Source organism: Helicobacter sp. MIT 03-1614, from assembly GCF_000762925.2.
Classification (GTDB): domain Bacteria; phylum Campylobacterota; class Campylobacteria; order Campylobacterales; family Helicobacteraceae; genus Helicobacter_C; species Helicobacter_C hepaticus.
The window spans coordinates 56,421-82,177 of record NZ_JRMS02000003.1 but is presented as its reverse complement, the minus strand read 5'-3'; the positions used below and the strand labels follow the sequence as shown (position 1 = coordinate 82,177).

The window sequence follows — 25,757 nt, the reverse complement described above, 5'->3', positions numbered from 1 at the left end:
AATGCTAAAGATTCTAAAAAATAGTCTTAATGATTTTTTTACCCTAAAGATTATAAATCTTATTTGGGTGCCTTTAATCTTGAATCTTTTGCTTATAGGTAGTGTGCTCTATTTTTGTGGCTCTTACTTTTATGATTTTATTCTCTCTCTTACGCCTAAGTGGCTTCAAGACATCAATGCAAGCACTGCTCTTTGGGCGCAAGCAGTGAGCTTTATATATAGTGTGAGTATATATCTTATCTTGGGTTTGGGCGTTGCTCTCCTTGCTTTGCTATGCAACCTGTTTTTTTCATTGTTTTATACACCTTTAATCGTGCGATATGTGCATAATAAAGATTTTTCTTTTATCAAACTTAATCCCTTTGGTTCAATGTGGGGTGATACTCTAAGTTTTGTTAAAGATTTGTGTATGTTTATAGCACTTCTTATAGTTTGTATTCCTCTATATTTTATCCCTATATGTGGCACATTCATACCCTTGATAATTGGGTTTTTCTTTTTTAAAAGACGCACCTTTTATGATGTAGGAAGCTACATAATGGATAAAGCACAATTTGATGCTCTGCAATCCCAAAAGTTCCAAAACTATATTTGCGCACTTCTTAGCTTTCTCCCTAGCTTAATTCCTTTTATTAGCTTTTTTCTTATGCCATTGCAGATTCTTATCATTACGCGATATATGTTTGACAAATTACACTCTCATACTTCTTAATTAGACTTAAATATGTTTAAATGACGAGAATAAAGAATAGGATATGATGCACACTTAGATTCTAAATTAGAGACTATACGTTTATTTGATACAATGAGTAAAAGAAATATTCTTATAGAATCTCACTACTCCAAAAGCAGAGCAAGATTGTAAAATTACTAAAGCATTCTCATCTTTTTGCCCCACATATATATCAAGTAAGACACCCTGTGTGTGCAAAAATGCTAAATTTTCTAAAGAATAAGTCAGAGGAGCAATAAGCACAAGATTCTGTAACCTTTTACAAGAAGAAATCATCTCTAATGCCCTATTAATTGCACTTTGAGTGCTAAGAAACTCTCTATTTTGCCATACACCCCCATTGCCACAACCTATAAGCACATAAGGATTAGCAACATAAAAATTAAGGATACAATCAAGCACCGATGATGCGAGATTCTCATTTATGTATGCTTTCATATATCTCTTTTATCTCATCTTTACTTAAACGTTCTCTTTCTTGCAAAGCACGAGATACTTGCAAAAGCACTGCTTTGGAATTAATAATAAAATCACGCATTTGCGTTTGTGCTTGTTCTAAAATATGAGCCACATCACTATTATCGCTTAAAAGTCGCTCTCCCATACCATATTGCTCACACATTTGTGTAGCAATCTCTTTTGCGCTTAAAATATCATCTTTAGCATTGCTAAAAGTCTGCTGATAAATACATTCCACAGCAATATTACCACTTAAAGCGACTTTGATTTTACTCATAAGTTCTTGTTTGCTTGTAAGCTCTTTATCAATCTGCCTAAAACTTTCATTCACAAGCCCAATCTTATCAAAATCCACTTCAAGCCAATATGCACTTAATGCCTTTGCTGATTGATAAAGTGCAAGAATCTCTTTTTCATTTTCACTCAAACTTAATGCTTTTTTCTTGCCCACAAGCACCTTATCTTTAGTAGCAAGAATATCCTCTTTTTGTATGAGCTTTGATTTGCGCCGCAAAGCATTAAGAGCACTTTCATTTACAAGTGAAGCAAGGGCTGCACCGCTAAATCCTACGCAAAGACGAGCGATTTCGCTTATATCAAGATCGTATTTTTTGTCGCTCAAATAAAGTTGCAAAATATGCTCTCTCTCACTTAAATTAGGAAGCTCCACATAAATGCGCCTATCAAAGCGTCCACTTCGCAACAATGCTTCATCAAGCACTTCAATTTTATTTGTCGCAGCAATAACAATAACACCACTAGAATCTTCAAAGCCGTCCATTTCGGTTAAAAGCTGATTAAGGGTTGCTTCTCTCTCATCACTGCGCGCATTTCCTCGTGCCTTGCCGACTGCATCAATCTCGTCAATAAAAATAATACTGGGTGATTTTGCTTTAGCTCTCATAAATAACTCTCTTACGCGTTTTGCACCCATACCAACATAAATTTGCACAAAACTTGAGCCACTTTGATAAAAAAACGGCACACCAGCCTCACCAGCAACAGCCTTAGCTATCATTGTTTTCCCCACACCCGGAGGACCCACTAAAAGCACACCTTTAGGGAGTGATATACCTAATTCTTGATAATATTTAGGATTCTTAAGATAATCAATAATTTCTAATAACTCCTCTTTAACCTCACTAATTCCTGCCACATCTTTAAAGCGCACTACGCTTGTCATAGGCACATAAGTAGTAGAATGTGATGTAGATTCTAAAAGCGGAGATTCTCTCTCACGTGGAACTTCTGACTTTTTTGCTCCGCTAGGCATTGAAACAGATTTGAAAAATATAAGACGCATAACTTGAAACAACACTGCCAAGCCTAAAAGCACAAGAATCATAATACCAATTTCGCCCAAAGTATCATTCAAAAAATGTGCCTTTTTTGCCACCACAGGAAAATTCCAGCTCCATATACGAGGAGAGAGGCTATTAGCATATACTTTATAATGTTTTGTATTTGCCTCAAAATATACATATTCATCATCGCACGAAATATCTGTAACCTTCTCATTTAAAAATAGACGCTCTGCTTCTTTTGCGCTTACAAGCTCACTGCTATCTTTTATTATAAGCACTACGCCCAAAATAAGCGCTATCACAAGAGCAAAGATGCCAATTATTAGGCTTTTAGACTTCGCCATAATTTCTCTCCTTCTGAATACTATATGTTTTTATTTTTACCCACTGCCCTTCTAAGTGCGGATTGCTACTTTCAAATTGCATAGGATTAAAAAACTGGTCTAATCCCGTGTAAATAAAAGCAGTATCAGATTCTCTCCTGCTCTCACATAAAACATCAAGGGGTGCATTATGTGCTTTACGAAAAGCCTCATTATTATTCACAACAATCTCTTTAAGCGTATGAAGTCGCTCTTTAGCAATATTGCCCTTTACCTCATCTTTAATTGTGCTTGAGGGTGTGCCATCGCGTTTAGAATACACAAATGGGTGAAGATGCGTGAGAGGAAAAGATTTAAAATTCTCCAATGCCTCCTGCCACACTGCTTCACTTTCTCCGGGGTGTCCTACGATAAAATCACTTCCCAAACAGAATCCTTTTTTGGCAAAATACATAAAAAGCTCCAAATCACTCTCTACACGATTGTATCGGTTCATTAATGACAGCATAGTGTTACTTGTATGCTGCAGAGCAATATGTAAATGTTTCTCCATAAAGGGCAACTCGAGAGATTCTTTAAGCTCACTATCAATTTGACTAGGTTCTAAACTTCCTACACGCAAGCGTTTTAATACTCCTAAAGAATATATGTCTTTAATAAGTCTTGCAAGATTATAATCCTTCAAATCCTTGCCATAACTCCCAACATTTGTCCCTGTTAGAACCACTTCAGTTTTGCCATTTTGAGCAAGTGCGCGGATTTGCTCCAAAATGCTTTTTTGAGGGTAAGAACGTGCTTTGCCTCGCACAAAAGGAATAATACAATAACTGCACGCAAAATCACAACCTTCTTGAATTTTTAAAAAAGCTCGCGATTTGCCTGAAAAATGTGTAACAATAGTGCTATCAATATGCTCTGGGGCAGATTCTGTATGAAAAAATCTCTGATTGGTAGTTAAAAATTCATCAATACGTTCTTTAAAACTATGGGCAAACACACTATGAGCAAGATTATGTGTGAATATCTCCTCACCTCTTGTGCCTACGCCACAACCTGTGAAATACACTTTTTTATTTAACTCACGCATTTTATTAAGATAGCCTCGCACACCACTATCTGCACCATTGGTAACCGTGCAGGAATTAACTACCACCACATCGGCTTCATTTTCATTTCTTGCACATTCAAAATGTTTTAAATTACTTTTCATTACCTGTGTGTCAAAAAGATTCGTGCGACAACCAAATGTTTTAAAATATACTTTCTTTACTTCACTCACTCTTATCCCTTTTAAGAATCTAATTTTTGCACTTGCACACCTCCGCCTAAGATAACCTTAGAATCTAGCTCGTGCATTTGTGTGCTTCCTCCTATACCATCACCTCCATTAGCGACTACTTTACTTGTAGGATAAGCGATATGTATATCATCTTCTTGGAGAATGCGCTCAATAATCTCCCCTGAAATAGTGCTGCGCAATGAAAGCGTGGCATAAGCATTTGTTTGATACCACAATGAAATGCGTAACCCATTTGGCTCAATCATACAATAGCTTCGCACTTCAAGATTAGGATTGCGCAAAGAATACTTATCGCGCATACGATGCACCTGCTGACGCACCATTTCAGTATAACCCTTAGCATATTTCTTGCCTATATCGGTAGCAATTTTGAGTGCTTTTTTATAATTGCTATCAAAAGTGATACTAAAGTCTATGCCGTCCCACACCGTCTTTAATCCTGCGTGTGTATAATTAGCAAACATCATTGTAAAAATATAATTATTAGGCACAAAAATAATGCGCCCTGCTCTACGATTGTGCATATAGCTTGTGAGTGTTACATCTTCAAAAAGCGTGATTCTAAGCACAGAAATATCGAGCACATCACCTACATACACACTACCATCTTTACACACGCGCACCCTATCACCTACATGCACACTTCCCCCTAGCACAATCACAAACCACCCAAGCACACTCATAAACAAATCTTTCATAGCAATAGCTAAACCAGCTGAAGCAAACCCTACAACTGCAACCAAATAAGTAACATTCTCCATATATGCAAAAAGCAAAATTAAAACAATTATACTGATATTAATATAGTTAATTACCTTACTTGCAGTGTAGATTCTATCTGTATCAAGAATATACTTCCTCAAAGCAAGTTTAAGCAAAAAAGCTAAAAGAATTGTGATAAGAATTGTTACACCAATATAAATAATTTTAAAAAATTGACTTTTAATCTGATGAGTAAGCTTATTGATTACGCTGCCAGATTCTTGATTATAAATGTCTATTGAAGTTTCTAATATTTTTTGTGTGCTCTCTAGTTCTTCGAGCATAGTTTGAGTGCGAGCAATTTGCTTAGCAACTTCAACAGACTTATCCTCTTCGGCAAGTGTATTTAAAAGCACATATTTTTCCCTTATAACATCAAGCAAAAAATGCAAACTCTCTTTATTTGTATTGAGTATATTTTGCTGCTCTTTAAGTTGCTTAATAAATGAATAACCTGTAAGAATCAAAAAAGGATTCGTAATTTGTGGCACTTCCTCAATATGTTTGACTTCTAAAAGTGTTCCATAAGGGTGTTGTGCATAATCTCTAAGGAGTTCTTGCTGGCGCTTGAGTGTTTCAAAACGTTGTGTGAGCGAATGAGGGGGTGCGGTATGTATGTATGATTGTATCTCTTTTTCAAGTGTGTTCATCTCATTTGTAAGTTCATTATAGTTTTCTAAACTCATATAATGCTTTAGCCAGGCATTATGGCTTTCATCAAGCTTATTTTCAAGAGTTTGGAGTTCTTTTTGTATATTAGAAATTTTCGTGTCATCTTTGACAATAGGCGAAGCAAAAAGTATACAACTCATTGAATGTATTACTAAAACTATAAGATAAATGTGTTTCACTTGCCACTATCCTTACTAAAAGATGATAAAACATCAAGCACATCAGCTTTTGGCACATCATTGCGCAAACTCACATTACCAATCCCACAAGGCAATACAAACATAATTTTCGCATTAACACTTTTTTTATCTAAAGAAAATTTTTCATAAAAATCTAATGCGTTTTGAATATAAAAGTGTGTAGGCAAATCATAGCGCTCCAAAAGGGCACTGATTGCATCTTTTTGCTCTTTTGTTAAAAGTCCAAGCTTACAAGAGAGTGCATTTGCCATACACATACCTATACTTACTGCTTCGCCGTGTAAAAATTGCGAATATTGCGTAAGATTCTCAATAATATGCCCGAAAGTATGCCCATAATTAAGAGCTGCACGAATGCCTTGCTCTTTTTCATCGGCATTGACTACTTGTGCCTTAATCGCCACACTTTTGGCTATGGCACGAGTGAGAAAGTCATTATCATTAATACTTAGGATCTGCTCTTGAAGTAATATGAAAAATGCTTCATCAAAACATACTGCCATTTTAATTATTTCAGCCACTCCTGCTCCAAATTCGCGTTTTGGAAGAGTAGAAAGCATAAATGGGTCGATATACACTGCTTTTGGTTGATGAAAAAGTCCAATAAGATTCTTTCCAAAGGTATTGTTAATGCCCGTTTTTCCGCCCACAGAAGCATCAACTTGTGCAAGTAAAGTCGTAGGTATTTGTATAAAATCAATCCCTCGCTGATAAATACCGCTTGCAAAACCTACCATATCACCTATGACACCACCGCCAAGTGCTATCATTAAAGATTTTCTATCAAGCCTATGAGTAAATGCACATTCAAGAATATATTCTATGCTTTTCATATCCTTATATTGTTCGCCATCTGGGACAATACACACATAGACTTCAGGGGCTTTAATACGCTCTAAAACATACTTAAGATGTAATCCAGCGACTTTAGGATTTGAGACAAGTAATACCTTATGAGCATATTCTATATGCGGAAGTATGCCTATATGGATAGGATAGTTTGAAGTAGCAGTTTGAATATGCAATATTTCGCTCATAAGTGTCCTTATTTAAGTTCTTTGGGAAGAGGGATAAAAATTTGAGGATTTTTATTATTCATTGAGACAATTTTATACACATCTGTGGAAATAAAAGAAAAAGTCTTAGTTTTTGCGATATTGTGCTCAAATGGCACAAAACATAAATAAGGTACAAAACTATCTCGCAAATATAAAATAGGATTCTTAGAATCTGTTTGGATAATATTCATCTTACGTTCAAAAATACGTGAAAGCTCTTCATAGCTTTGCACTATATCATTGTGGTAGGACGCATCAGTATCATAATCATATACATCAACCTCTAAATTTAGCTGCTTAGAAATATCAAAAACAACAGAAGCGACATTTTCAGCATCGCCCATATTTTCGCTTAACATAACAAAACTTTTTTTGCACTCACTTATGTGTTCCCAACCTGTTTTGAGCACAGGGATTGAGAGTTCAAAAAGCACTCTACGATTTTTACGTGAGGCAAAAATATCTTGATTGATAATAATAAGTCCAAAACGTTTTTGCGCATCTTGGGCGATTCGTTGGATAAAACTTGCATTTGTATAATCTATCCTTACCTCAACACGTTTAGATTCTAAAGCTTTGATACTATCAAGCAAGTCAAAATGAGAGGGGTTGAGGATATAAATAAAGAGTTTATTATTTTTAAGATTATTATTTAAAAAAAGTGCATTTTGCACATCATTCCAAATTCTATGTTTATTTGAAAGCGACATATCCAAATACAAAAATATATCGCGTCCAAACGGCACTGGAAACTGCCCTATATCACTTTTAATCTGCATATACACATCATTGAGCACTTTTGGATTTCCTGCAATAAGAAGACTATCGTTGGGCTGAATAATTAAAGAATGCGAACTTAAAAGAAGTTCTCCTTGTCTATATATGCCTACAATGCGCCATTTTTTCTGCTGAATAGAGCCGATATGCCGATATGCAAAAATACTTCCTGTGGGGATACCAACCTCCATTATCTCGCCTTGCCCCAAACCAAAACTACGCGGGATAAGAGGAATATTTGGCAATCGTTCAATAAATTTATTCGTAATAATCATTTCCTCATCAAGAATAATAAGATTCTTATCATTTTGCATAGATTGAGTGTGTTTTTCTAATCTAAGCGAAATAACAATACGTACTTTCTTATTAATCTCTCGAAGCAACTCATAAGTGCCTAGAATCTCATTTTCATCATCAAGAATAAGAAAAACATTAACAATCTCATCGCTTATTATCTGTGAGATTCTGTATGCAGATGTATAATCAAAAGTGTGAAATTCAAAAGAGCTTGGCACTCTATCGGGGATAAAGCACATATCTTTTGACACAACAACATAATAGTCATTGCTAAAATATTTATCTAAAATTGTATCAAGAAAAATTTTTGCAATTCTGCCTTGTCCAATAATAAGAGTTTTTTTCACACTCTACCTTTCTATCGTGAATTAAGAGGCTTTGATTATAGCTAAGAAGTGATAACCAAATCCCTTAAAAACGCACAGGTTTTTTAATATTTTTTAAACGCAAACTTGTATAAAATCGTCTCAAAGCTAATTCTTCTTTTTTACCTATGCAATAATGTATGTGCTCTAAATACGCTAAAATATCCTTTTGCTTTACGCCACTTTGTGCAGATTTATCTTGCAAAATATAATAGGGTATTTTTATACGCGTTCTCACAAAACTTTTTGCTAGATGTGTATAAAATCGTGCATTTTTATTAAAACATAATCTACCAAAACAAAACCCCAAATGGTGCTTCTCCCACCATTTCTCTCCTAAATCAACACAACGACCACCTTGAAGCTTATAGCGCAATGCCTTATCCCCAATAAGAATCTCGCCATTAATGCCTAATACTTTCGCTAGCGCATTAGAAGAAGCTGATTGATAATCATCTTTATTCGCTTTTGGTAGTGCTATCACGCTCCACACTGCCCCTTTAGAGATGATTCCCGCTTTTGTAACCTGATTTTTGCGCATAGGATAATACCCAGCGATTGAAGAAATAAACCCAGCATCAATGCGCCGCATAAGAAAATCCTTATTCAAACGCGCAGGATACGATTTTTTGAGTTGTAAAAATTTCTTAAATCCCCACGATATGGGATATTTTTTAACAAATACATCAAAAGGCAAAAGATTGATATAAGAAATTTTACCAAAACGCATTTTCTATCCTAAAGAATCATCTTTACTTCTTTGCTTTTTTTCAAGCGCATAAAAATATTATTGCGCTCTTCTTCGCTTTGGACTTCAAGTTTCACATACAAACTCACAAATCGCCCTTGTGCGGAAGTCTTACCAAAATGCAATTCATATTCGCGCGGCATTAACTCAAAAATCAAATGTTTTAATCGCTCTTCACTTTCTCCAATAATACGATATTCCCATTGACAAGGATAAGTAATATGAGGTTTGTGCAAATCTAAATTCATTTTCTACTCCTGCAATTTACTTAGAATCTTATGCATTGATGAAGGAATCTTGCAAGGCTTTCCACGCTCAACATCAACAAAAGCAAGCGTAATATATGCTTTAAAGATAATCTCTTCACATTCCTTCTGCTCTAGCGCATTATAGATTCTATAAATATCCTGTTTTAAGACCACAGAGACATTTTTAAATTGTGCTATGGCACTTCTTACCTCAAGCATATCACCCAAACGCGCACTTGCAAGAAAATCTGCTTCAAGTTTTTTAAGCACAAAAGCACTTTGATTCTCAAAAGGTTGTGCTCCTTGCGCAAAAAATAATTCGCTACGCGCACGCTCACAATATTTAATATAATTAGTATGATAAACTATACGCCCACAATCTGTATCTTCAAAATACACCCTTACATGATATATGCTCATATGATACTCCTCAAGTCCTTATGTCTCCTAATTACGCTCAAATTGTAGCAAAAATTGCACCAAAGTAGATAAACACACTAAATCCCTACTTTAAAGCATTGCAAGATTCTCTATTTTGGCTAGAATGTATAACTTTGTATGTGAATATAAAAGTAATAAGAAAGGGAAGAAATGAATAATTTTAGCAAGATAGGTTTTATTTTGGCAACTTTAGGAAGCTCTATTGGGCTAGGACATATATGGAGATTTCCCTATATGGCTGGAGAAAACGGCGGTAGTGCATTTGTTATTTTTTATCTTATTCTCTCAATATGTATTGGAGTGCCTATGCTTTTAGCTGAAATGCTACTTGGCAATAAAGCACGAAGTAATCCTATGGATAATTATGTCGTGCTTCACACATTAAACTCTCTTCCTCTCAATACTGCACAAAATGAACATAATTATATTAATAAAGATTCAAACAAATCACTTATGTGGCTTGGGCTAAATGCAATAGCAGGTCCTATAATACTAAGCTTTTATGCAGTAGTGCTAGGCTGGATTATATATTATTTAATATTTGTCAGTTTTCATCTTCCAAACAATCTTAATCAAGCAAAAGCTATTTTTGATGAGATAAGAGCTCATTCTCTTCTGTATCAAACGCTTTGTTTTGGCATCATCATTGCACTTACTGCTTTTATAGTAGCGCGGGGAATTAAACGTGGGATTGAACGACTTAATCTTATACTTATGCCTCTTTTGTTTTTAATATTCATCGGGCTTTTATTATATGCGATGACTTTACCAGAGTTTGAAAAAGCGTGGCATTTTATGTTTAATTTCCAACCTCATAATATGAGCGCAAAAACCATTTTAGATTCTCTAGGGCAAGTGTTTTTCTCACTCTCACTCGGAGTAGGCACAATCGCAGTATATGCAGCAAGTGCGCAGCAAAATGAAAATCTCTTTAAAAGCGCTTTATGGGTGGTGATAAGTGGTATTATTGTCTCAATTATAGCTGGATTGATGATTTTTACTTTTATCTATCATTTTCAAGGGCAACCAAGTCAAGGTCCCGGGCTTCTACTCGTTTCGCTTCCGTTAGCATTTCAAACTTTAGGCGAGAGTGGTAAAATAATCAGTATGCTATTTTTCATAGCCATACTTTTTGCCGGGATTACTTCTACAATTTCTATGCTTGAGCCGGGTGTAAGTATCTTGCGAGATAAATTTACTTTCTCTCAAGCAAAAGCTTCGTATTTATTAAGTTTTGGTGTTTTTATTCTTGGCTTTTTAGTTATTTTATGGGCAAATGATGAAATATCACTCCCAAGCATATTTGGCAAAAGACTTTTTGATACACTTGAATTCATTACTTCATCATTTCTAATGCCCTTAGGTATGCTTATCACACTTGTTTTTTTAGGCTGGGGCATTAAAAAGGCATATTTGAGGCATTGGACAGGTTATTTAAATAACACACTCTTTGAAATATGGCATAAGATTATTTGTATCATTGCCCCAAGCGTTATTCTCATCATCTTGCTCTCACAATATATAGATATTATCGGGTTTATTAATAGCATATTTGTATAAAGCATTATTTACAACAGAGTTTGGCAAATTCTTCAAAAAGAATGCGTGCTTCTCTTGGTCCTGGACTTGCCTCTGGGTGATGTTGCACTGAAAATATAGGTTTATCTTTATAGCGCACGCCTTCAATCGTATTATCAAATAAATTACGATGTGTAATAGTGGCAATTTGTGCAATAGATTCTGGCACACAATAATTATGATTTTGTGCTGTAATTTCTACTGCCCCGCTTTGGAGATTCTTAATAGGATGGTTGCTTCCGTGATGACCAAACTTTAATTTATATGTAGGAAAGCCGTGTGCGATAGAAAGAAGCTGATGTCCCAAACAAATGCCAAAAATAGGAATATCTGATTGAATAAGCTGCTTAATTTGCTCAATCTCGTTATGCAACACCAATGGATCACCTGGTCCATTAGATAAAAAAACTCCTTGGATCTCCCCCGCTTTAAAACGCGATAAAATTTCCGCTGCACTAAAACTATGGGGAATAACCTCTACCTCTAGTCCCACTGCTACAAGTTCATTAAGAATATTACGTTTTGCACCAAAATCAATCGCAACGACTTTTGCCTTAAAGTTTGGAGATGTGCCATAAGCAAAATGTGTAAAATCAAATGTAGAATCTGTGTGCACATAAGATGTTTTTGTGGATACTTCTTTTATAAAGTTTATATCTTGGATAGGAGGTGTGCGACTTAGACTTGCTTTGAGCTCACTCTCTTGAATAATTTGCGTAGAAGCTATCATCATCATCGCGCCTTGTGTAGTGAGCATTTTAATTAAATTGCGTGTATCCACCCCACATATGCCCATAATATTATGTTCTTTAAGATATGTGCTAAGGCTTTGTTCGGAGCGAAAATTAGAGACAAAATCATTGTATGAAGAAAGAATAACGCCTGTGCAAGCGGCTCGGGGAGATTCACTATCTTGGTTATTTACACCCACAATACCAATCTCTGGCATACTAAAAACAATAAACTGCCCTGAATAACTTGGGTCAGTAATAACTTCTTGATAACCACTCATAGAGGTATTAAATACAACTTCACCTACAAAAGTCCCATCACTGCCAAAGCTTTGCGCCTTCAAGAATAATCCATTCGCAAAATACAGATATGCTTCTTTAAGAATGCTCATAAAAGTCCTCGTTTGCGTAGCTCTTCCTCATAAAGTTTGCTAAAAACAATCTCATATTCTTCTGTTCCATAAATAAGCTTTCGTTTGTATTTTTTAAGTTTATCAATAACTGCTTCTTCGGCTTTATCATAGATTTTAGAATATTCATTAATTGCTTTAAAAATAATATTTTTAATAAGAGTTTCAGATACCTCAAATGCAATTAGTTTATGGGTATCTAAACTACTAAGAATCTGATGTGATATATCACTACAACGCTCTTCCCACGCAAGATAAAAATTTTGTTCATTTGCTACCTGACGCTTACACATTCTAAAAAGCTCTCGTTCGTCCATACCAAAATCTTCAATTTCATCACTTCTTTCTTCAAGGATTTCGCGCACTCTTTCATCAATGGCTAGCTCTTTTTGGATATTTTCTTGAAGGCACTCAAGGGCACTTTGGGCAATATTTTGAATAGGTGCAAGAAGTGTAATGTATTGAGAATTGCCTAAATCAATACTGATTTTATTAGCTATATAGGGCGCGTGCTGAAGTTTTAGTCTCATCAAATTATCCTTTTTTAGATTTACGATATTGTAGCTAGTTTTAAGTAAAAATGGATTTAAGATTCTACACTAAAATAAAAGTTCCTCATCAATATCAACCACAGGTCTTTTAGTTGGCAATGGTGAATTTTCTGTAAAATAAAAATCTCCATAATCAAGAGTCTTTAGCCCCACACCTTCTGGCACTTTAAAACGTCTTGAAATACCCGGGTCAAAGGTTAAAACTTTAGAGAAAAAATATGCAAATGCTGGAGGAGCGACTATACCACCAGATTCGTGAGGACCTATAGGCGTATTATCATCGCGTCCATACCAAACAATCGCTTGGACATCAGGAGTGAATCCACAAAACCACGCATCAACATTGCGATTTGATGTTCCTGTTTTCCCTGCGACCTCCAAACCAACAATGCGCGCCCTTGAACCTGTGCCACGATTAACAACATCACGTAAAATATCAATAGTTAAAAATGCTTGAGCAGCAGCAGTAATATGACGCGTCTGCTCGGGAGAGCTATACACATTCTCGCCACTTTTATTAATGGTAGATTCTATAAGCATAGGCTTAAGAATTGTGCCATAATTTGAAAACATTGAATACTGCTGCGCAACTTCAAGCGGCGAGAGCTCAAAACTGCCAAGCACAATAGACATATTCTCTGGGAGATTTTCAAAACCATCTTGCTTAAGCGAAGCATAAACATTATTAAAACCTATATTTTGATCCACAAGATTAATTGTAGCAAGATTGCTTGATGTGCGTAAAGCATCTTTAAGCGTCATAAATCCGTGAAATTTACTTGTATAGTTTGAAGGACTCCATACTTTAGATTCTGTCTCTTCTTGAGTGGCTTCAGAGGCGGCTTCTGCTGCACCTTTTGTTGCAAATTTGCGAGGCACATCAGGAACAAAAGTAGCAGGAGAATCCCCCCTATCAAATGCAGTTTGATAAATAAAAGGTTTTATAGAACTGCCGAGCTGTCTTTTAGCTTGAGTGGCACGATTAAATTTTGTTTTTACATAATCTATGCCACCTACCATTGCTAAAATATCGCCTGTGTGCGTATCTGTAACAACCATTGCGCCATTAAGTGTATCATCATTTAAATCCCCATTTTCAAACATTTTAGGATAACGCTCGTGAAGACGCTTATTAATTTCATCATAGCCATATGCCATTGCTTCTTGTGCCGCAAGCTGATAATCTAAGTCAATCTTAAGCCTAATATAATATCCACCTGTTTTTAAATCTTCAATATGAGCTAACTCACGTAATACTTCATCAACAACATACGGAGCAACATTTTGGGTAAGTGTTTGGTTAAAGACTTCTGGCACTTCTTTGTTTGCATTTTCATATTCTTCCGTAGATATCCAACCAATATCATAAAGTCTATCAATAATGTCATTAGCGCGTGCCATTGAGTATTCTTTATTTTTTGTAGGGTCATAAAAACTTGGTGCTTTAGGAAGCCCTACAAGCATACAAATCTCTTTTAATGTGAGCTCATTTAAACTCTTATGGAAATACCCCAAAGCCGCTGTTTTAATGCCGTGATAACTATGCCCAAATGAAATACGATTTAAATAAAGTTCCAAAATTTTCTCTTTGCTCAAATGCCGTTCAATATGAATAGCAAGCATTGCTTCTGTGATTTTACGCTTAAGCGTTTTTTCTGGACTAAGTGCAATATTTTTAATAAGCTGCTGGGTGAGTGTGCTGCCTCCCTCCACATAACGCATACTTTTAATGTTTTTAAGCATAGCACGCGAAATTGCATCAGGATTTATACCTATGTGTTCAAAAAAAAGCGTATCTTCTACTGCAAGCAGTGCTTCAATCACACGTGGCGGTATCTCATCAAAAGTTGCATAGAATCTAAAGTTTTCATCAGTAAAAACATTTGCAATAAGTCTATCTTTTCTATCAACTATCTGTGAGGCAAGAGCAAATTGGTAATTTGTAATTTTACTCACTTCAGACTCAACCTCATAAAAAAGCTTGATAAGGTATGCTCCTGCTCCTATTCCAACAATAATAGCTATGACAAAAAGACTATGCTTTATTCTATGCCACATTTATTTGCTAATCTCCTAAGTCCTCTTTATTTGAGGACTCATCACTTTGAGATTCTGTGTGGGATTCTAGCTGAATGCTTGCTTGTGGATTCTTCTTATCTTCTTCCATTTTGTTTTCTAGTCGTCCAATTTCATCAAATACTTCTACACGTTTTTCATTATACATCTCAAGGATAGAATCCATAACACCATTAGAATTTTGCTCCATTGCCACAATCTTGCTATCAATAAAGGTTTTAGAGCAAGATTGATTGGTATCAGCAAAAGTTTGTGCCAAAGAAATAGCTTCTGTATGAACGCCTGCGTGATAAGCCTCAAGAGCTCTGTAGCCTTGTGTATTAGCAAATGCCATTTTACCATCGCCCTCATAATACCATTTGCCCAATCGGCAATTATAATGATCCACACAATTAAAGCTATCAGATAAGCCAAATATATAAGAATAAAGATTATTTTTATACACAACGTGGTCAAGTTTTGCCAAAACACAGAAGATTCTATTGCTCAAATTTAATGTGCTGTGTTTTGTAATAAGACTGCCTAGCTTAAGGTTATTAATCACCCCGTGAAGTTTCACAACTCCCTCACGCACATTATCTGTAGCTTCATTTGTCTCTTCCGTGCTTGTTTGAATATCATTTGCTTCTTGTTGCATTGACTTTACAACAACTGCTATTTCTTTTGTAGCTTTTTGTGTTTTTTCTGCTAGTTTTCGCACCTCATCTGCAACAACAGCAAATCCTCTTCCGTGTTCTCCTGCACGTGCAGCTTCTATTGCTGCATTAAGAGCAAGTAAGTTTGTTTGTTCAGCAATATCATCAATTAATGAAATAACACTTGTAATCTCATTGCTACGCTGTGTAAGAGAATCTACAAGTTGCGAAGCCGCTTGCATTTTTTCATATAAAGTTTCAATTTGCTCCAATGCAGCAGTGCTCATACCTAATCCATCTTCTGCAGATTCTGCGGCTTTAACTGAATGCTTAGTAACATCATTTGATTCTGTAAGCACATTTTGTAATGATTCTTGTGTGCCTGTTATACCTTCTTTGAGGCTTTTTGTATAAATATTAAAAAGATTTGTACCTGTTCTATTATTTGTTAAATGATTGAGTAATACAAGTGAATAATACACAATATCACCAACGCGTGCGCTTGTTACGCTGTATTCATTACGAATGTGGCTTATACTATCTATATGTTCTTTTAATTGGGATTTTAAAATATCAAGACTCTCTATTTTTGAGGCAACATCATTTTTATAAACAATCTCCTCGTCTTTTATCCCAATAATTGCTTCTATTTGTGAAAAGCCTACAAGCATTTTATAAGTTTCAAGCTCTTTTGTGATTTCTGCAATCTGTGCATCTCTTTCCATTATTTGACGTTGTAGTGCTTTGCTGGAACCAAACATACTTTCTCCTTGTGTTTTCAATTTAATAAACGAGTACATTATAGCATTTTACAATAAATGCTGTCTCTTTATCTATAAATTGTCACAAAGTTCTGCTTTATGTTGCAATTTTGTATATTTTAAAGCAAGAAAAAAGAGAAAATCTTAAATGATAAGCTTTCTTATTTGCATTTTTGTATTTTGTTGCTATAATCCTGCATAAAATAAGAATCGCAATCCTAAAAGCGCAACAAGGAGCGTATATGAATATGAATGCAAATCATCACGTGGAAACACTAGATTCTATACTTGAAAGGTTAAGAAGCTCAATTAAAAAAAATGGGCTTAAAAATTCTAAACAACGCGAAGAAATCATTGCTGTGCTGTATAAAAGTGGCACACATCTTAGCCCTGAAGAGATTACTAATATTATCAAAACAACTGATAAAAATGCAAGTATCTCCTCTGTATATAGAATCCTAAGCTTCCTTGAAAAAGAGGGATTTATTACTGCTCTTGAGGCTGATAAAAGTGGAAGACGCTATGAAATTGCTGCCAAAGAACATCACGACCATATTATTTGTTTAGCTTGTGGCGACATTATAGAGTTTGTAGATGCAGATATTGAACGTTTGCAACTTGATATTGCACAACAATTTGGCGCAAAACTCATCAGCCACGATATGAGATTATTTGTCAAATGCTCGAAATGTCAAGGACTCTAAAGGTTTAATTAAAAACTAAAATTCATTTGTGTATAATCACGCTTTGCTAAAACTTAAGCAATAAAGGACGTGTAGCTCAGCTGGTAGAGCAACTGACTCTTAATCAGTGGGTCCAGAGTTCGATCCTCTGCGCGTCCACCACCTCAACTTACAATTTTTCTACAAAATATACAGATTCTAACATTTTGTCCTAATGACACCGCTTTGTGGCAATACACAAAGACTCTTATGCTCACTTCCTTTGAATAAAGTAATCTTAAATGGTGAGCGCAAAGCGGTAGGAATTTTTCCGCAATAAGGCACGCCTCGCCTATCAAAATAAATTCTCGCAGTTTCACGCTCTTTACAAAAGTTATCAGATTCTATAAGAATATTCTCTACCCCGAAACGCTCTCCTAATCGTATCTCTGCAAGAGCATTATTTTTACATTCCATAGCGGTATTGGTGTTATTATAGGCGCTTAAGCATTTTCTATCCATATCTTTAAGAATAATATCTCCTGCCATTGGACGACTATCAAAATTCGTAGTAGTCGCCATTCTTGGTGTATCAATATAAAGGCTATAGCTATGAGTGGTATAAATTTTACCCAAATGAAATTGTATCTGCCACATAGCGTTACGATGTTGTGTTACAAGTGCATTTACATCAAGAGAAGGATAAAGTCGGAGCATATCGCGCGCATCTTGGGCTTGTATAAACATATTATCATCGCTCAAAGCAAAAAGCTGAAGCATTTTAAGATGGGAGATAAGTGTGCTATAAGCTACTTCTAAAGAATGATTGCTCCGAATCTGCACAAATGAGAAAAGCACTATGAACATACCTAAAGCAACAACACATTCAAAGAGTTTCATTCTTAATCTTTGGATTGACCTGATTGAGATTTTGTTGATTCTATTTTTTGCCTAAGTCGTGATTGTGTAGTAGTAATAGGACGACTTTGCACAGAGGGCACTATCACAAATGATGCCACTTTCTTCCCTAAATATATCACAGGGATTTCATTCTCATAACTTTCATTGAGATTATTCACAGGCATCAAATAAGGCTCTTCACTTCCTTTTATGCCATAAAATCGTAAAGCAAGCTCTAATTTGCGACTACTTGTTTTAATCGCATCAATGCCCTTTTGCTTGAGTAAGCGTGCTACATCTTTGCTAATATAATACGAACTTGCAAAGTGATTTTCCATACCAAAGAGATAAAATATTTTATTGCCATAAAGTAAGGAGGTTTGAATAAAAAGCAGCGCTAAAATCATTACGAATCGTCGCACATAACCTACCCTAAATGAAGGCAAACGCACCCTCATATCTGAAAAAAATTGCTTAATTGCCACAGGAAGAGCTACCACACTCATAGGAAAAAGTGTTTCAAGATCTACATCTTGTCTCAATGAAAGCAGCACAACAAAAAACATTGAAGATGCGCCAATATCTACAAGCACGTTATTTTGCTTTCTTAGAGCGTTATAAAGCGTATAGATATAATATATGAGCAACAAAGGTGAAAAAAACAAAGCCATATTCCCTAAATTTGACAGAAAATAATTGCGTGGAACACCTGAAACATCAAGCCCAAAAAAATACATATTCAAAGCAAAAAAAAGCAAGGAGAGAATCATTCCTAAAGTATTTTTATTTTTAAGTGCATAAAAAAAGAGTGCAAAAAATAAAATCGCAAAGCTTCCATCTAAAAATATTGCAAAAAACATCACAATATAAGGCATTTTTTGATATCTCATCTGATAATAACAACATAAAAGTGCCACAAAAATAATCAAACCACTTTTTAATACAAAAAGTGCGCTAAACATTACTCCGGGCAAAAGTGCATAAATGAGTATTACAACCAACGCATCACGAGGTTTTTTGAGGTAGATTCTAGAAATTTTATATAAAAGAAACATATTGCACATATGAATAAGAATAAAAGGCAAACGCAGAGCATAGTCATTATATCCAAATAGCTTAAGTGAAAAACGCGCAATAATAAAAGCCAAATCTTGAGAATAAAATACGCCAAAAGCTTCCTTATAATGAATACTTATATCGCCGCATAAGAGAAATAACAAAAAAACATTTATGCCCAAAATCAAACAAAAAAGCACATTTGTGCGTAAATTAGAATCTCTATATATCTCCCAAATCTCTCTTATCATTGCTTTTGCCTAATTAATCTCATTAAAATGATAACCATAATGTTGAAGTTGCTCGCGAATGAGCACTTTGTGTTCTTCGTTTTTTGTCTCTAATGCCATTGTTACAAGTGCATCTCCATATTTAAGCATAACAGAAGTCCTATCATATTCAATCTGAACGATATTTGCACCCACTTTACTTAAAATATTCGTTAGCCCTTGCAAACTACCGGGCTTATCTATGAGCACGACTTCAAGCTTCATCTTCCGATTAGATTTCAATAAACCTTTTTCAATAATAACATTAAGCAAAGTAATATCAATATTTCCTCCACTTAGCACAAGTGCTACTTTATCTTGCTTTGTAAGCGCAAACTTTTTGTGCAAAATACTTGCCACACTCGCTGCTCCTGCACCCTCAACAACAAGTTTTTGTTTTTCAATCAAAAATAAAATAGCATTTGCAATTTCTTCATCATCTACGCTCACTATTTCATCAACACATTCTTGCACAAGCGCAAAATTCTCCTCATTAACATCACGCACAGCTATACCATCAGCAATGCTCCGCACAGATTCTATTTTTTGGATAGCACCACTCTCAAAAGAGCGTTTCATAGCGTCTGCACCACTTGCCACTACACCTATAACTCTTACATTCGGATATAGTTGCTTATACACACTCCCTATACCACTAATCAAACCACCTCCACCAATAGGCACAACTACTACATTTAAATCCTCACATTCTTGTATCATCTCAAGCGCAATACTGCCCTGCCCTGCAATCACCTCCTCGTCAGCAAAAGGGTGAATAAACACTAAATCACGCTCTTTAGCAACCTGCAAAGCTTTAGCATAGGCTTCATCATAATTATCTCCACTTAAAACCACTTCCGCACCAAGAGCCTTTGTCGCACTTACCTTAAGTAAAGGAGTAGCTTCGGGCATTACAATCACGGCTTTTATACCAAAATGCTTTGCCGCATAGGCAACACCTTGCGCGTGATTCCCAGCACTTGCAGCGATAACACCCTGTATTTGGGAATGAGTAGATTGTTCAACCAAAGAGGCAATTTTATTGAACGCTCCACGAATCTTAAATGCTCCCGTCAGCTGCAAATTCTCTTTTTTAAGATAAATATCAGCTTGAGCTAAAAGAGAGAGCATAGGTGCATAGCTTAAAGGCGAGGGAATAATCACATTTTCTAAACGTTGCTTGGCTTTTATTACTTTTTCATAAATCTGCTTTTTCATCATATATCCTTTGTCTTGTTGTGAGATTTTCCCTCTGTATTGCGGATTGTATCGTGCCTTGCGTTAAGAGAACTTGAAATGCGCTTATATCTTCTTAATCGCCTCATATCTGCTAAAAGCACGGGTAATCCTACACCAACACCAGAAAGGATAATAAGCACAATACCAACACTTGTAGGGAGATTTGGCAAAGCATCACCTAAAATCACGCCCAAAATCACAGAAAATACTAAGCGCGTATAATCAATAGGCGCGATGATTCCAGCAGGCGCAATCATATAAGCTTTTGTAAGATAATGCTGACCCAAAGTGCCAAAAAAACCAAGCAATGCAATATGTAGCCACTCTATCCCATTAGGCATTACCCATTGCTCATCAAAATATGGCACACCGCACCAGCTTAGTAGCAATGCCATAACACTCATTGCTACTCCTGTAGAAAATACAATCACCCACGAGCTAAAATAATCCTTGAGCGCGCGAAGATTCAAAAATGCAACTGCCATAGAAAGTGCACCTGCGATACCAAAGACAATATTAAGCATTTCTAACTCATTTAAAGAAGGGTTACATATAAGCAAAATCCCTATAAAACCTAAAATAGTAGATAGAATCACGCCTACATTGAAATGCTCTTTTAAAAATATCATTGAAAGCACTACGACATATAAGGGCATACTTTGAGCAAAAGCACTCGCTGTGCCTAGAGAAATGGTAGCAATATTATAAAAAAGTGCCACAAAGCTAAGTCCTCCAGCACCAGCACGTGCCACAAGAATCCACCAACCGCCGCTTTTATGTCTTGGCAATTTCATAGGTTTATTAAAAAGCAGTGGAAGCAAAAGGAGAATCATCACAAATGAGCGAAAAAAAGCCACTTCCATAGGCGGAATAGAATCTGAAAGGATTTTTGCCTCTGCACTCATAAGAGCAAAAAGAAAAGATGAAATGAGCATTGCTAAAATGCCTTGAGTAATATTTTGCTTCATTCACGCACTCCTTTTGCCTTTTTGCACAACCAAAAAGTTATTGTATCAAAAGCTTGTTGCTTTAATGCAAATTGAACTCTAAGATTGCACACAATCTCCTTATGAGTATGCGCAATTAAAATAATGGAATAGCCTTTGCTTAAGAGCCTATAACTCTTACAAAGGATTGTAAAATGCTTATAAAAAGTATAGGTATGTATCTTATTGGAATTTTAATTCTCTTTATTGCTTTATATCCACGACACAGCTTTGCCTTTGAACCTAACATTGATTTTAACGCGCCTGATTGGGTAGAAGAGAGAGAATCCGCAGATAATGACATTCCCGAATTACCCCGTGCAGGAAGCCTTTTTGGTAGCGGAGATAAACCACTTTTTTCTGATAGACGCGCAATGAAGCCCGATGACCTTATTACGATTGTTATCTCTGAAAATGCCAATGCAAACTTCACAACAAATAAAAACTACAATGGTGCAAGTGGGGGCAATGTAACGCCTCCCTCCATAGAATACACAGGTAATAATGAAGAACAAAAACAAATTGTTTCTGAACTCAATGACCAAGCGGCTTATAATCTTACCAAAGCAAATAATACTTCTAATTTTCAAGGTGGAGGAGCACAAACGCGAAGTGAAGCCCTCAATGCTACGATTACAGCGAGAATTGTCAAAGTGCTTGATAACAATACCTACTTCATACACGGACGCCGAGAAGTGCTTGTAGATGGCGAGAAACAAATCCTTGAATTAAGCGGCGTGGTGCGTTCATTTGATATTAGCAAAGATAATGTTGTGCAAAGCAAACATATCGCAAATGCCAAAATTGCCTACACTTCGCTAGGACCAATCAGTGATACAAATCATAAAAAACCTGTAAGCGATGGCATAGAATCTCTGTATCCCTTTTAGTCGGTAAGTGTGTGAGAAAAGTCGCTCTTATCCCTGCTCGTGGTGGAAGTAAAAGGATACCTGATAAAAATATCAAGCCCTTTTGTGGCAAACCTATCATTGCTTATCCTATCATTACAGCATTAGAATCTGCACTTTTTGATGAAGTCATAGTCAGCACAGATTCTATACAAATCGCACAAGTTGCGCGTGAATATGGAGCAAAAGTGCCCTTTATGCGCCCAAAAGAGCTAAGTGATGACTTTACCCCCACTGCACCTGTGGCAAAACACGCCGTAGAATCACTAAAATTACACAAAGAGGATTTGCTCTGCGTGATTTATCCCACTGCACCTTTGCTTACTCAAAAAACACTCTCTCTTGGACTAAAGGCTCTTTTAGAAAATCCGCATAAACTCTTTGCTTTTTGTGCTGTAAGCTATGATTATAATCCTTATCGGAGTTTTTGTATCAAAAATGATGAGATAGAAATGCTTTTTCCAAAGCATTATCTCACGCGCTCACAAGATTTAGAAAAAGTCTATCACGATGCGGGGCAGTGCTATTGGGGATATGTGAATGCGTGGAGAGAATCTCTGCCTATTTTTGCACCTCACTCAAGTGCGATAATTGTGCCAAGTAAAGAAGTCCAAGACATTGATACACTTGAGGATTGGGCAATGGCAGAGATGAAGTATAGGCTTAGAGAATCTTAACTACATAAAAAATTTTGGTTAAAGGGCGTAAATGCGTATTGATATATTTTGTGAGAGCGGAAGTGCATATGGATTAGGACATTTTTATCGCTGTTTAAAACTTATAGCTCTCTGTGGGCGCATTCCTCAAGTAGATTCTATCACTTTACATAATCGTGGCAATTTTACTCCTCCCGCACTTGACACACTCCTGCCTCCACTGCAAATACAAATAGAATGCAAAAATTATGAGTGGCTCTCTACCCAACCCCAAATTCTTGATATTGCCATTGTGGATAGCTACGAGGCACAGGAATGGTTTTATCATCGCTTAAGCAATGAAGCAAAAGTGCTCATTTGCCTTGATGATACCTTTAGAGATGTATATCCACCCACAAGCTATATCCTTAATCCCGCTCCTAATGCGACATCTGTATTTCCTCAAAATAAGCAATTTTGGTGCGGAGAGGAATATTTAATCCTCCCTTTTCCCTGCGCAGATTCAAAAGCTCAATGCAGCAAATCAAGTATAAATGAATTAAAAAATATATGTGTTACTTTTGGCGGTGTGGATAAAAGCAATCTTGCTCAAGCATTTGTAGATAGTCTCTCTACAATGATTTTAACACACCCAAACCTTAAAGATAAACATTTTCATATTATCTTAGGCGGTGGATATACGCATACTCTGCATTTACCTCAATCTTTAAAAGAAGCCTCAAATCCACACATAAGCCTTTATCACAACTTAAACCCTTATGACTTTCTTTCTCAAGCACAGCAATGTGATATTGCTATAAGTGCAGGAGGTGGGAGTATGCTTGAACTCATCGCGCTTAAAATCCCAAGTATTATTATAGAATCCGCTACCAATCAGCATTTTCAAATCACACAATACGCACAAAAAAATGCCATACTCCAAGCCCAAAGCCCACAAGATACACTTAGAATCCTTGCTACGCTTTTACCCAAAGATATTATACATATTCAAAATGCGCTCAAATCACTTTCTTTAGGCACAAAACTCCCTTTTGCACTCCACAATCTTATCAAGTCTTTAGCACTTCAAACCACAGAAGATTCTCACAATCAAGAGATTGAAGCAAAAGATTTTACCCAGCTCACACAAGAAGAAGCTCATCTTGTGCTTGAAATGCGTAATCACCCGCAAATTGCGCAATGGATGTATAGCGAGCGAATTTTACCTCAAACGCATTTTGATTTTCTTAAGCAACTTAAAGATGATACTTCAAGGCGATATTGGCTTTTATGTCAAGAAAATGAATATATCGGTGTAGGTTCACTCACACGCATTAATTTCGCACATAAACACGCTTTTATCGGTATCTATACTAATCCTTTTTGTGCAAAAGTCTTTAAAGGACGCACGATTCTAAACTTTTTAGAATCTCAAGCCTTTGAACATTTAGGGCTTCATACTCTCCACCTTGAAGTTCTAAGCACCAATATCAAAGCTCGCAAATTCTATGAACGAACAGGTTATATATATGAAGGCGTGTTGCATAATTTTATCGCTCAAAAAGAAAAAGATACAAGACGATATTATGATGTCATATTGATGTATAAGGAACATTTATGAGCATATCAAAACATATCGCTAAATCCCATACTCCCCTTATTATCGCCGAACTTAGTGCAAATCACAACCAAAGCCTAGAAATTGCTAAAGATTCTATTCGTGCGATTGCCGCTTGTGGCGCTGATGGCGTGAAACTACAAACTTATACGCCAGAATGCCTTACACTTCAATCAAATGAGCCACATTTTTGCATTAGTGGTGGCACACTTTGGGATAAACGCAATCTCTATGAACTTTATAAAGAAGCCCAAACTCCTTGGGAATGGCATAAAGAACTTTTTTCTCTTGCAAAAGAGTTAGGTTTGCTTATTTTTAGCTCGCCTTTTTCGCCTAAAGGTGTTGCATTTTTAGAATCTTTGCAATGCCCGATTTATAAAGTAGCAAGTTTTGAAGTAATGCACTATGAGCTTATAGAAGCCATTGCCAAAACAAAAAAGCCAATCATTATTTCCACAGGCGTAGCTACGCACAAAGAACTTAAAACTGCACTTGAGATTTGTCATAAATATGGCTGTAAGGATATTACCTTACTTCATTGCATAAGTGAATATCCTGCCCCATTAGAATCTGCAAATCTCCTTGCTATGCCTCAACTTGCTAAAACCTATAAAAAATACAATATCAAATATGGATTATCTGACCATACACTTGGTGCACTTTGTCCAAGTATCGCTACAAGCTTAGGAGCAAGTATGATTGAGAAGCATTTTATTCTTGACTCCTCGCTTGGTGGTGTAGATAGCGCCTTTAGTATGAATAAAGATGAATTTAAAGCTATGGTAGAGCAAGTGCGTGATACCGCTTTGGCATTAGGGTGCAAAAAACCTAAAATTTCCGCAGATATACGCAAAAAAAGGCGGCAATTTGCACGAAGCATTTGGGTAAGTGCAGATATTAAAAAAGGTGAAAAATTCACGCACAAAAATCTCTCTGTCGTGCGTCCTAGCGGCGGAGAACACCCACGATATTTGCATAAGATTCTAGGCAAGAGTGCCAAAGTCGCACTCAAAGCTGCACAGCCTCTCCGATTAAGTGATGTCAAATAGTTAAAG

The 25,757-nt window shown here is 36.1% G+C and carries 24 protein-coding genes and 1 tRNA gene; 8 read left to right on the top strand and 17 right to left on the bottom strand.

Annotated features, from left to right (window positions below; genetic code table 11):
* Position 1: 1 nt before the first annotated feature.
* On the top strand, positions 2-712 hold the full coding sequence (locus LS66_RS02800) for an EI24 domain-containing protein (protein ID WP_034366165.1): 711 nt from the start codon (positions 2-4) through the stop codon (positions 710-712).
* An 81-nt stretch (positions 713-793) separates the two neighbouring features.
* On the opposite strand, the gene LS66_RS02795 is transcribed toward LS66_RS02800, so the two are convergent.
* The 9 genes from LS66_RS02795 to LS66_RS02755 all read right to left on the bottom strand — a co-directional run bounded on the left by LS66_RS02795 (position 794) and on the right by LS66_RS02755 (position 9,666).
* Positions 794-1,171: a hypothetical protein gene (locus tag LS66_RS02795; RefSeq protein WP_034366167.1), complete on the bottom strand. Its 378-nt coding sequence runs from the start codon at positions 1,169-1,171 to the stop codon at positions 794-796.
* A complete protein-coding gene (locus LS66_RS02790; protein ID WP_034366170.1) occupies positions 1,152-2,840 on the bottom strand; it encodes an AAA family ATPase in 1,689 nt (562 codons plus the stop codon). Before LS66_RS02790 ends, LS66_RS02795 begins: the two co-directional genes overlap by 20 nt.
* Positions 2,827-4,098 carry a tRNA (N(6)-L-threonylcarbamoyladenosine(37)-C(2))-methylthiotransferase MtaB gene (gene mtaB / locus LS66_RS02785; RefSeq protein WP_034366173.1) on the bottom strand — a complete coding sequence of 424 codons (1,272 nt, stop codon included), beginning with the start codon at positions 4,096-4,098 and terminating at the stop codon, positions 2,827-2,829. Before mtaB ends, LS66_RS02790 begins: the two co-directional genes overlap by 14 nt.
* An 11-nt stretch (positions 4,099-4,109) precedes the next feature.
* Positions 4,110-5,693 carry a mechanosensitive ion channel domain-containing protein gene (locus tag LS66_RS02780; protein ID WP_371414317.1) on the bottom strand — a complete coding sequence of 528 codons (1,584 nt, stop codon included), beginning with the start codon at positions 5,691-5,693 and terminating at the stop codon, positions 4,110-4,112.
* A gap of 35 nt (positions 5,694-5,728) precedes the next feature.
* Entirely contained in the window at positions 5,729-6,790 is a 1,062-nt protein-coding gene (gene aroB, locus LS66_RS02775) for a 3-dehydroquinate synthase (RefSeq protein WP_011115722.1), read from the bottom strand.
* Between the two features lie 8 nt (positions 6,791-6,798).
* Positions 6,799-8,232: a COG3400 family protein gene (locus LS66_RS02770; RefSeq protein ID WP_011115723.1), complete on the bottom strand. Its 1,434-nt coding sequence runs from the start codon at positions 8,230-8,232 to the stop codon at positions 6,799-6,801.
* Positions 8,233-8,296: 64 nt separating this feature from the next.
* Entirely contained in the window at positions 8,297-8,980 is a 684-nt protein-coding gene (locus tag LS66_RS02765; RefSeq protein WP_034366181.1) for an MqnA/MqnD/SBP family protein, read from the bottom strand.
* A gap of 8 nt (positions 8,981-8,988) precedes the next feature.
* Positions 8,989-9,246: a DUF493 domain-containing protein gene (locus LS66_RS02760; protein ID WP_011115725.1), complete on the bottom strand. Its 258-nt coding sequence runs from the start codon at positions 9,244-9,246 to the stop codon at positions 8,989-8,991.
* Between the two features lie 3 nt (positions 9,247-9,249).
* Positions 9,250-9,666 carry a thioesterase family protein gene (locus tag LS66_RS02755; protein WP_034366184.1) on the bottom strand — a complete coding sequence of 139 codons (417 nt, stop codon included), beginning with the start codon at positions 9,664-9,666 and terminating at the stop codon, positions 9,250-9,252.
* 171 nt (positions 9,667-9,837) lie between these two features.
* Here LS66_RS02755 and LS66_RS02750 point away from each other — a divergent pair, with 171 nt between their 5' ends.
* The gene (locus tag LS66_RS02750) at positions 9,838-11,247 is read left to right on the top strand and encodes a sodium-dependent transporter (RefSeq protein WP_034366187.1); all 1,410 of its coding nucleotides are present in this window, start codon (positions 9,838-9,840) and stop codon (positions 11,245-11,247) included.
* 4 nt (positions 11,248-11,251) lie between these two features.
* On the opposite strand, the gene carA is transcribed toward LS66_RS02750, so the two are convergent.
* The 4 genes from carA to LS66_RS02730 form a co-directional block, all read right to left on the bottom strand.
* Positions 11,252-12,388 (bottom strand): glutamine-hydrolyzing carbamoyl-phosphate synthase small subunit, encoded by a 1,137-nt coding sequence (gene carA, locus LS66_RS02745; RefSeq protein ID WP_034366189.1) that lies wholly within the window; start codon positions 12,386-12,388, stop codon positions 11,252-11,254.
* Positions 12,385-12,936 carry a DUF507 family protein gene (locus LS66_RS02740; RefSeq protein WP_011115729.1) on the bottom strand — a complete coding sequence of 184 codons (552 nt, stop codon included), beginning with the start codon at positions 12,934-12,936 and terminating at the stop codon, positions 12,385-12,387. Before LS66_RS02740 ends, carA begins: the two co-directional genes overlap by 4 nt.
* Before the next feature lie 69 nt (positions 12,937-13,005).
* Positions 13,006-15,015 (bottom strand): transglycosylase domain-containing protein, encoded by a 2,010-nt coding sequence (locus LS66_RS02735; protein ID WP_034366191.1) that lies wholly within the window; start codon positions 15,013-15,015, stop codon positions 13,006-13,008.
* 7 nt (positions 15,016-15,022) lie between these two features.
* Positions 15,023-16,429 (bottom strand): methyl-accepting chemotaxis protein, encoded by a 1,407-nt coding sequence (locus LS66_RS02730; protein WP_034366193.1) that lies wholly within the window; start codon positions 16,427-16,429, stop codon positions 15,023-15,025.
* Positions 16,430-16,677: 248 nt separating this feature from the next.
* On the opposite strand from LS66_RS02730, the gene LS66_RS02725 reads away from it, so the two are divergent.
* Together LS66_RS02725 and LS66_RS02720 are read left to right on the top strand one after the other, a co-directional pair.
* Positions 16,678-17,133, top strand: a complete 456-nt coding sequence (locus LS66_RS02725) for a Fur family transcriptional regulator (protein ID WP_034366214.1) — start codon at positions 16,678-16,680, stop codon at positions 17,131-17,133.
* Between the two features lie 65 nt (positions 17,134-17,198).
* Positions 17,199-17,274: transfer RNA gene (locus tag LS66_RS02720), tRNA-Lys, on the top strand.
* 36 nt (positions 17,275-17,310) lie between these two features.
* On the opposite strand, the gene LS66_RS02715 is transcribed toward LS66_RS02720, so the two are convergent.
* The 4 genes from LS66_RS02715 to LS66_RS02700 are packed head-to-tail and all read right to left on the bottom strand — an operon-like array spanning position 17,311 to position 21,523.
* Complete coding sequence (locus tag LS66_RS02715) at positions 17,311-17,991, bottom strand: hypothetical protein (RefSeq protein ID WP_034366195.1); 681 nt, start codon at positions 17,989-17,991, stop codon at positions 17,311-17,313.
* A gap of 2 nt (positions 17,992-17,993) precedes the next feature.
* Positions 17,994-19,298, bottom strand: a complete 1,305-nt coding sequence (locus LS66_RS02710) for a glycosyltransferase family 39 protein (RefSeq protein ID WP_034366197.1) — start codon at positions 19,296-19,298, stop codon at positions 17,994-17,996.
* 9 nt (positions 19,299-19,307) lie between these two features.
* Positions 19,308-20,534 carry a threonine ammonia-lyase gene (gene ilvA / locus LS66_RS02705; RefSeq protein WP_011115736.1) on the bottom strand — a complete coding sequence of 409 codons (1,227 nt, stop codon included), beginning with the start codon at positions 20,532-20,534 and terminating at the stop codon, positions 19,308-19,310.
* Positions 20,534-21,523 (bottom strand): DMT family transporter, encoded by a 990-nt coding sequence (locus tag LS66_RS02700; RefSeq protein ID WP_138091851.1) that lies wholly within the window; start codon positions 21,521-21,523, stop codon positions 20,534-20,536. Before LS66_RS02700 ends, ilvA begins: the two co-directional genes overlap by 1 nt.
* Positions 21,524-21,717: 194 nt before the next feature.
* Here LS66_RS02700 and flgH point away from each other — a divergent pair, with 194 nt between their 5' ends.
* The 4 genes from flgH to pseI all read left to right on the top strand — a co-directional run bounded on the left by flgH (position 21,718) and on the right by pseI (position 25,751).
* Positions 21,718-22,431, top strand: a complete 714-nt coding sequence (gene flgH / locus LS66_RS02695) for a flagellar basal body L-ring protein FlgH (RefSeq protein ID WP_193328816.1) — start codon at positions 21,718-21,720, stop codon at positions 22,429-22,431.
* Positions 22,432-22,442: 11 nt separating this feature from the next.
* On the top strand, positions 22,443-23,126 hold the full coding sequence (pseF, locus tag LS66_RS02690) for a pseudaminic acid cytidylyltransferase (protein WP_034365163.1): 684 nt from the start codon (positions 22,443-22,445) through the stop codon (positions 23,124-23,126).
* Between the two features lie 1,027 nt (positions 23,127-24,153).
* Positions 24,154-24,705: a UDP-4-amino-4,6-dideoxy-N-acetyl-beta-L-altrosamine N-acetyltransferase gene (pseH, locus tag LS66_RS10245; protein ID WP_236096968.1), complete on the top strand. Its 552-nt coding sequence runs from the start codon at positions 24,154-24,156 to the stop codon at positions 24,703-24,705.
* Positions 24,702-25,751 (top strand): pseudaminic acid synthase, encoded by a 1,050-nt coding sequence (gene pseI / locus LS66_RS02680; RefSeq protein ID WP_011115748.1) that lies wholly within the window; start codon positions 24,702-24,704, stop codon positions 25,749-25,751. Before pseH ends, pseI begins: the two co-directional genes overlap by 4 nt.
* The last annotated feature ends 6 nt before the right edge of the window (positions 25,752-25,757 follow it).

Bases quoted from the DNA above. Each gene is read 5' to 3' on its own strand.
- LS66_RS02765 (WP_034366181.1), bottom strand. From the start codon at position 8,980: ATGCGTTTTGGTAAAATTTCTTATATCAATCTTTTGCCTTTTGATGTA.
- LS66_RS02710 (WP_034366197.1), bottom strand. From the start codon at position 19,298: ATGATAAGAGAGATTTGGGAGATATATAGAGATTCTAATTTACGCACA.
- ilvA (WP_011115736.1), bottom strand. From the start codon at position 20,534: ATGAAAAAGCAGATTTATGAAAAAGTAATAAAAGCCAAGCAACGTTTA.
- LS66_RS02755 (WP_034366184.1), bottom strand. From the start codon at position 9,666: ATGAGCATATATCATGTAAGGGTGTATTTTGAAGATACAGATTGTGGG.
- LS66_RS02790 (WP_034366170.1), bottom strand. From the start codon at position 2,840: ATGGCGAAGTCTAAAAGCCTAATAATTGGCATCTTTGCTCTTGTGATA.
- aroB (WP_011115722.1), bottom strand. From the start codon at position 6,790: ATGAGCGAAATATTGCATATTCAAACTGCTACTTCAAACTATCCTATC.
- LS66_RS02750 (WP_034366187.1), top strand. From the start codon at position 9,838: ATGAATAATTTTAGCAAGATAGGTTTTATTTTGGCAACTTTAGGAAGC.
- LS66_RS02730 (WP_034366193.1), bottom strand. From the start codon at position 16,429: ATGTTTGGTTCCAGCAAAGCACTACAACGTCAAATAATGGAAAGAGAT.
- LS66_RS02700 (WP_138091851.1), bottom strand. From the start codon at position 21,523: ATGAAGCAAAATATTACTCAAGGCATTTTAGCAATGCTCATTTCATCT.
- pseI (WP_011115748.1), top strand. From the start codon at position 24,702: ATGAGCATATCAAAACATATCGCTAAATCCCATACTCCCCTTATTATC.
- carA (WP_034366189.1), bottom strand. From the start codon at position 12,388: ATGAGCATTCTTAAAGAAGCATATCTGTATTTTGCGAATGGATTATTC.
- LS66_RS02760 (WP_011115725.1), bottom strand. From the start codon at position 9,246: ATGAATTTAGATTTGCACAAACCTCATATTACTTATCCTTGTCAATGG.
- LS66_RS02725 (WP_034366214.1), top strand. From the start codon at position 16,678: ATGAATGCAAATCATCACGTGGAAACACTAGATTCTATACTTGAAAGG.
- LS66_RS02715 (WP_034366195.1), bottom strand. From the start codon at position 17,991: ATGAAACTCTTTGAATGTGTTGTTGCTTTAGGTATGTTCATAGTGCTT.
- LS66_RS02795 (WP_034366167.1), bottom strand. From the start codon at position 1,171: ATGAAAGCATACATAAATGAGAATCTCGCATCATCGGTGCTTGATTGT.
- LS66_RS02735 (WP_034366191.1), bottom strand. From the start codon at position 15,015: ATGTGGCATAGAATAAAGCATAGTCTTTTTGTCATAGCTATTATTGTT.
- LS66_RS02740 (WP_011115729.1), bottom strand. From the start codon at position 12,936: ATGAGACTAAAACTTCAGCACGCGCCCTATATAGCTAATAAAATCAGT.
- LS66_RS02780 (WP_371414317.1), bottom strand. From the start codon at position 5,693: ATGAGTTGTATACTTTTTGCTTCGCCTATTGTCAAAGATGACACGAAA.
- flgH (WP_193328816.1), top strand. From the start codon at position 21,718: ATGTATCTTATTGGAATTTTAATTCTCTTTATTGCTTTATATCCACGA.
- LS66_RS02800 (WP_034366165.1), top strand. From the start codon at position 2: ATGCTAAAGATTCTAAAAAATAGTCTTAATGATTTTTTTACCCTAAAG.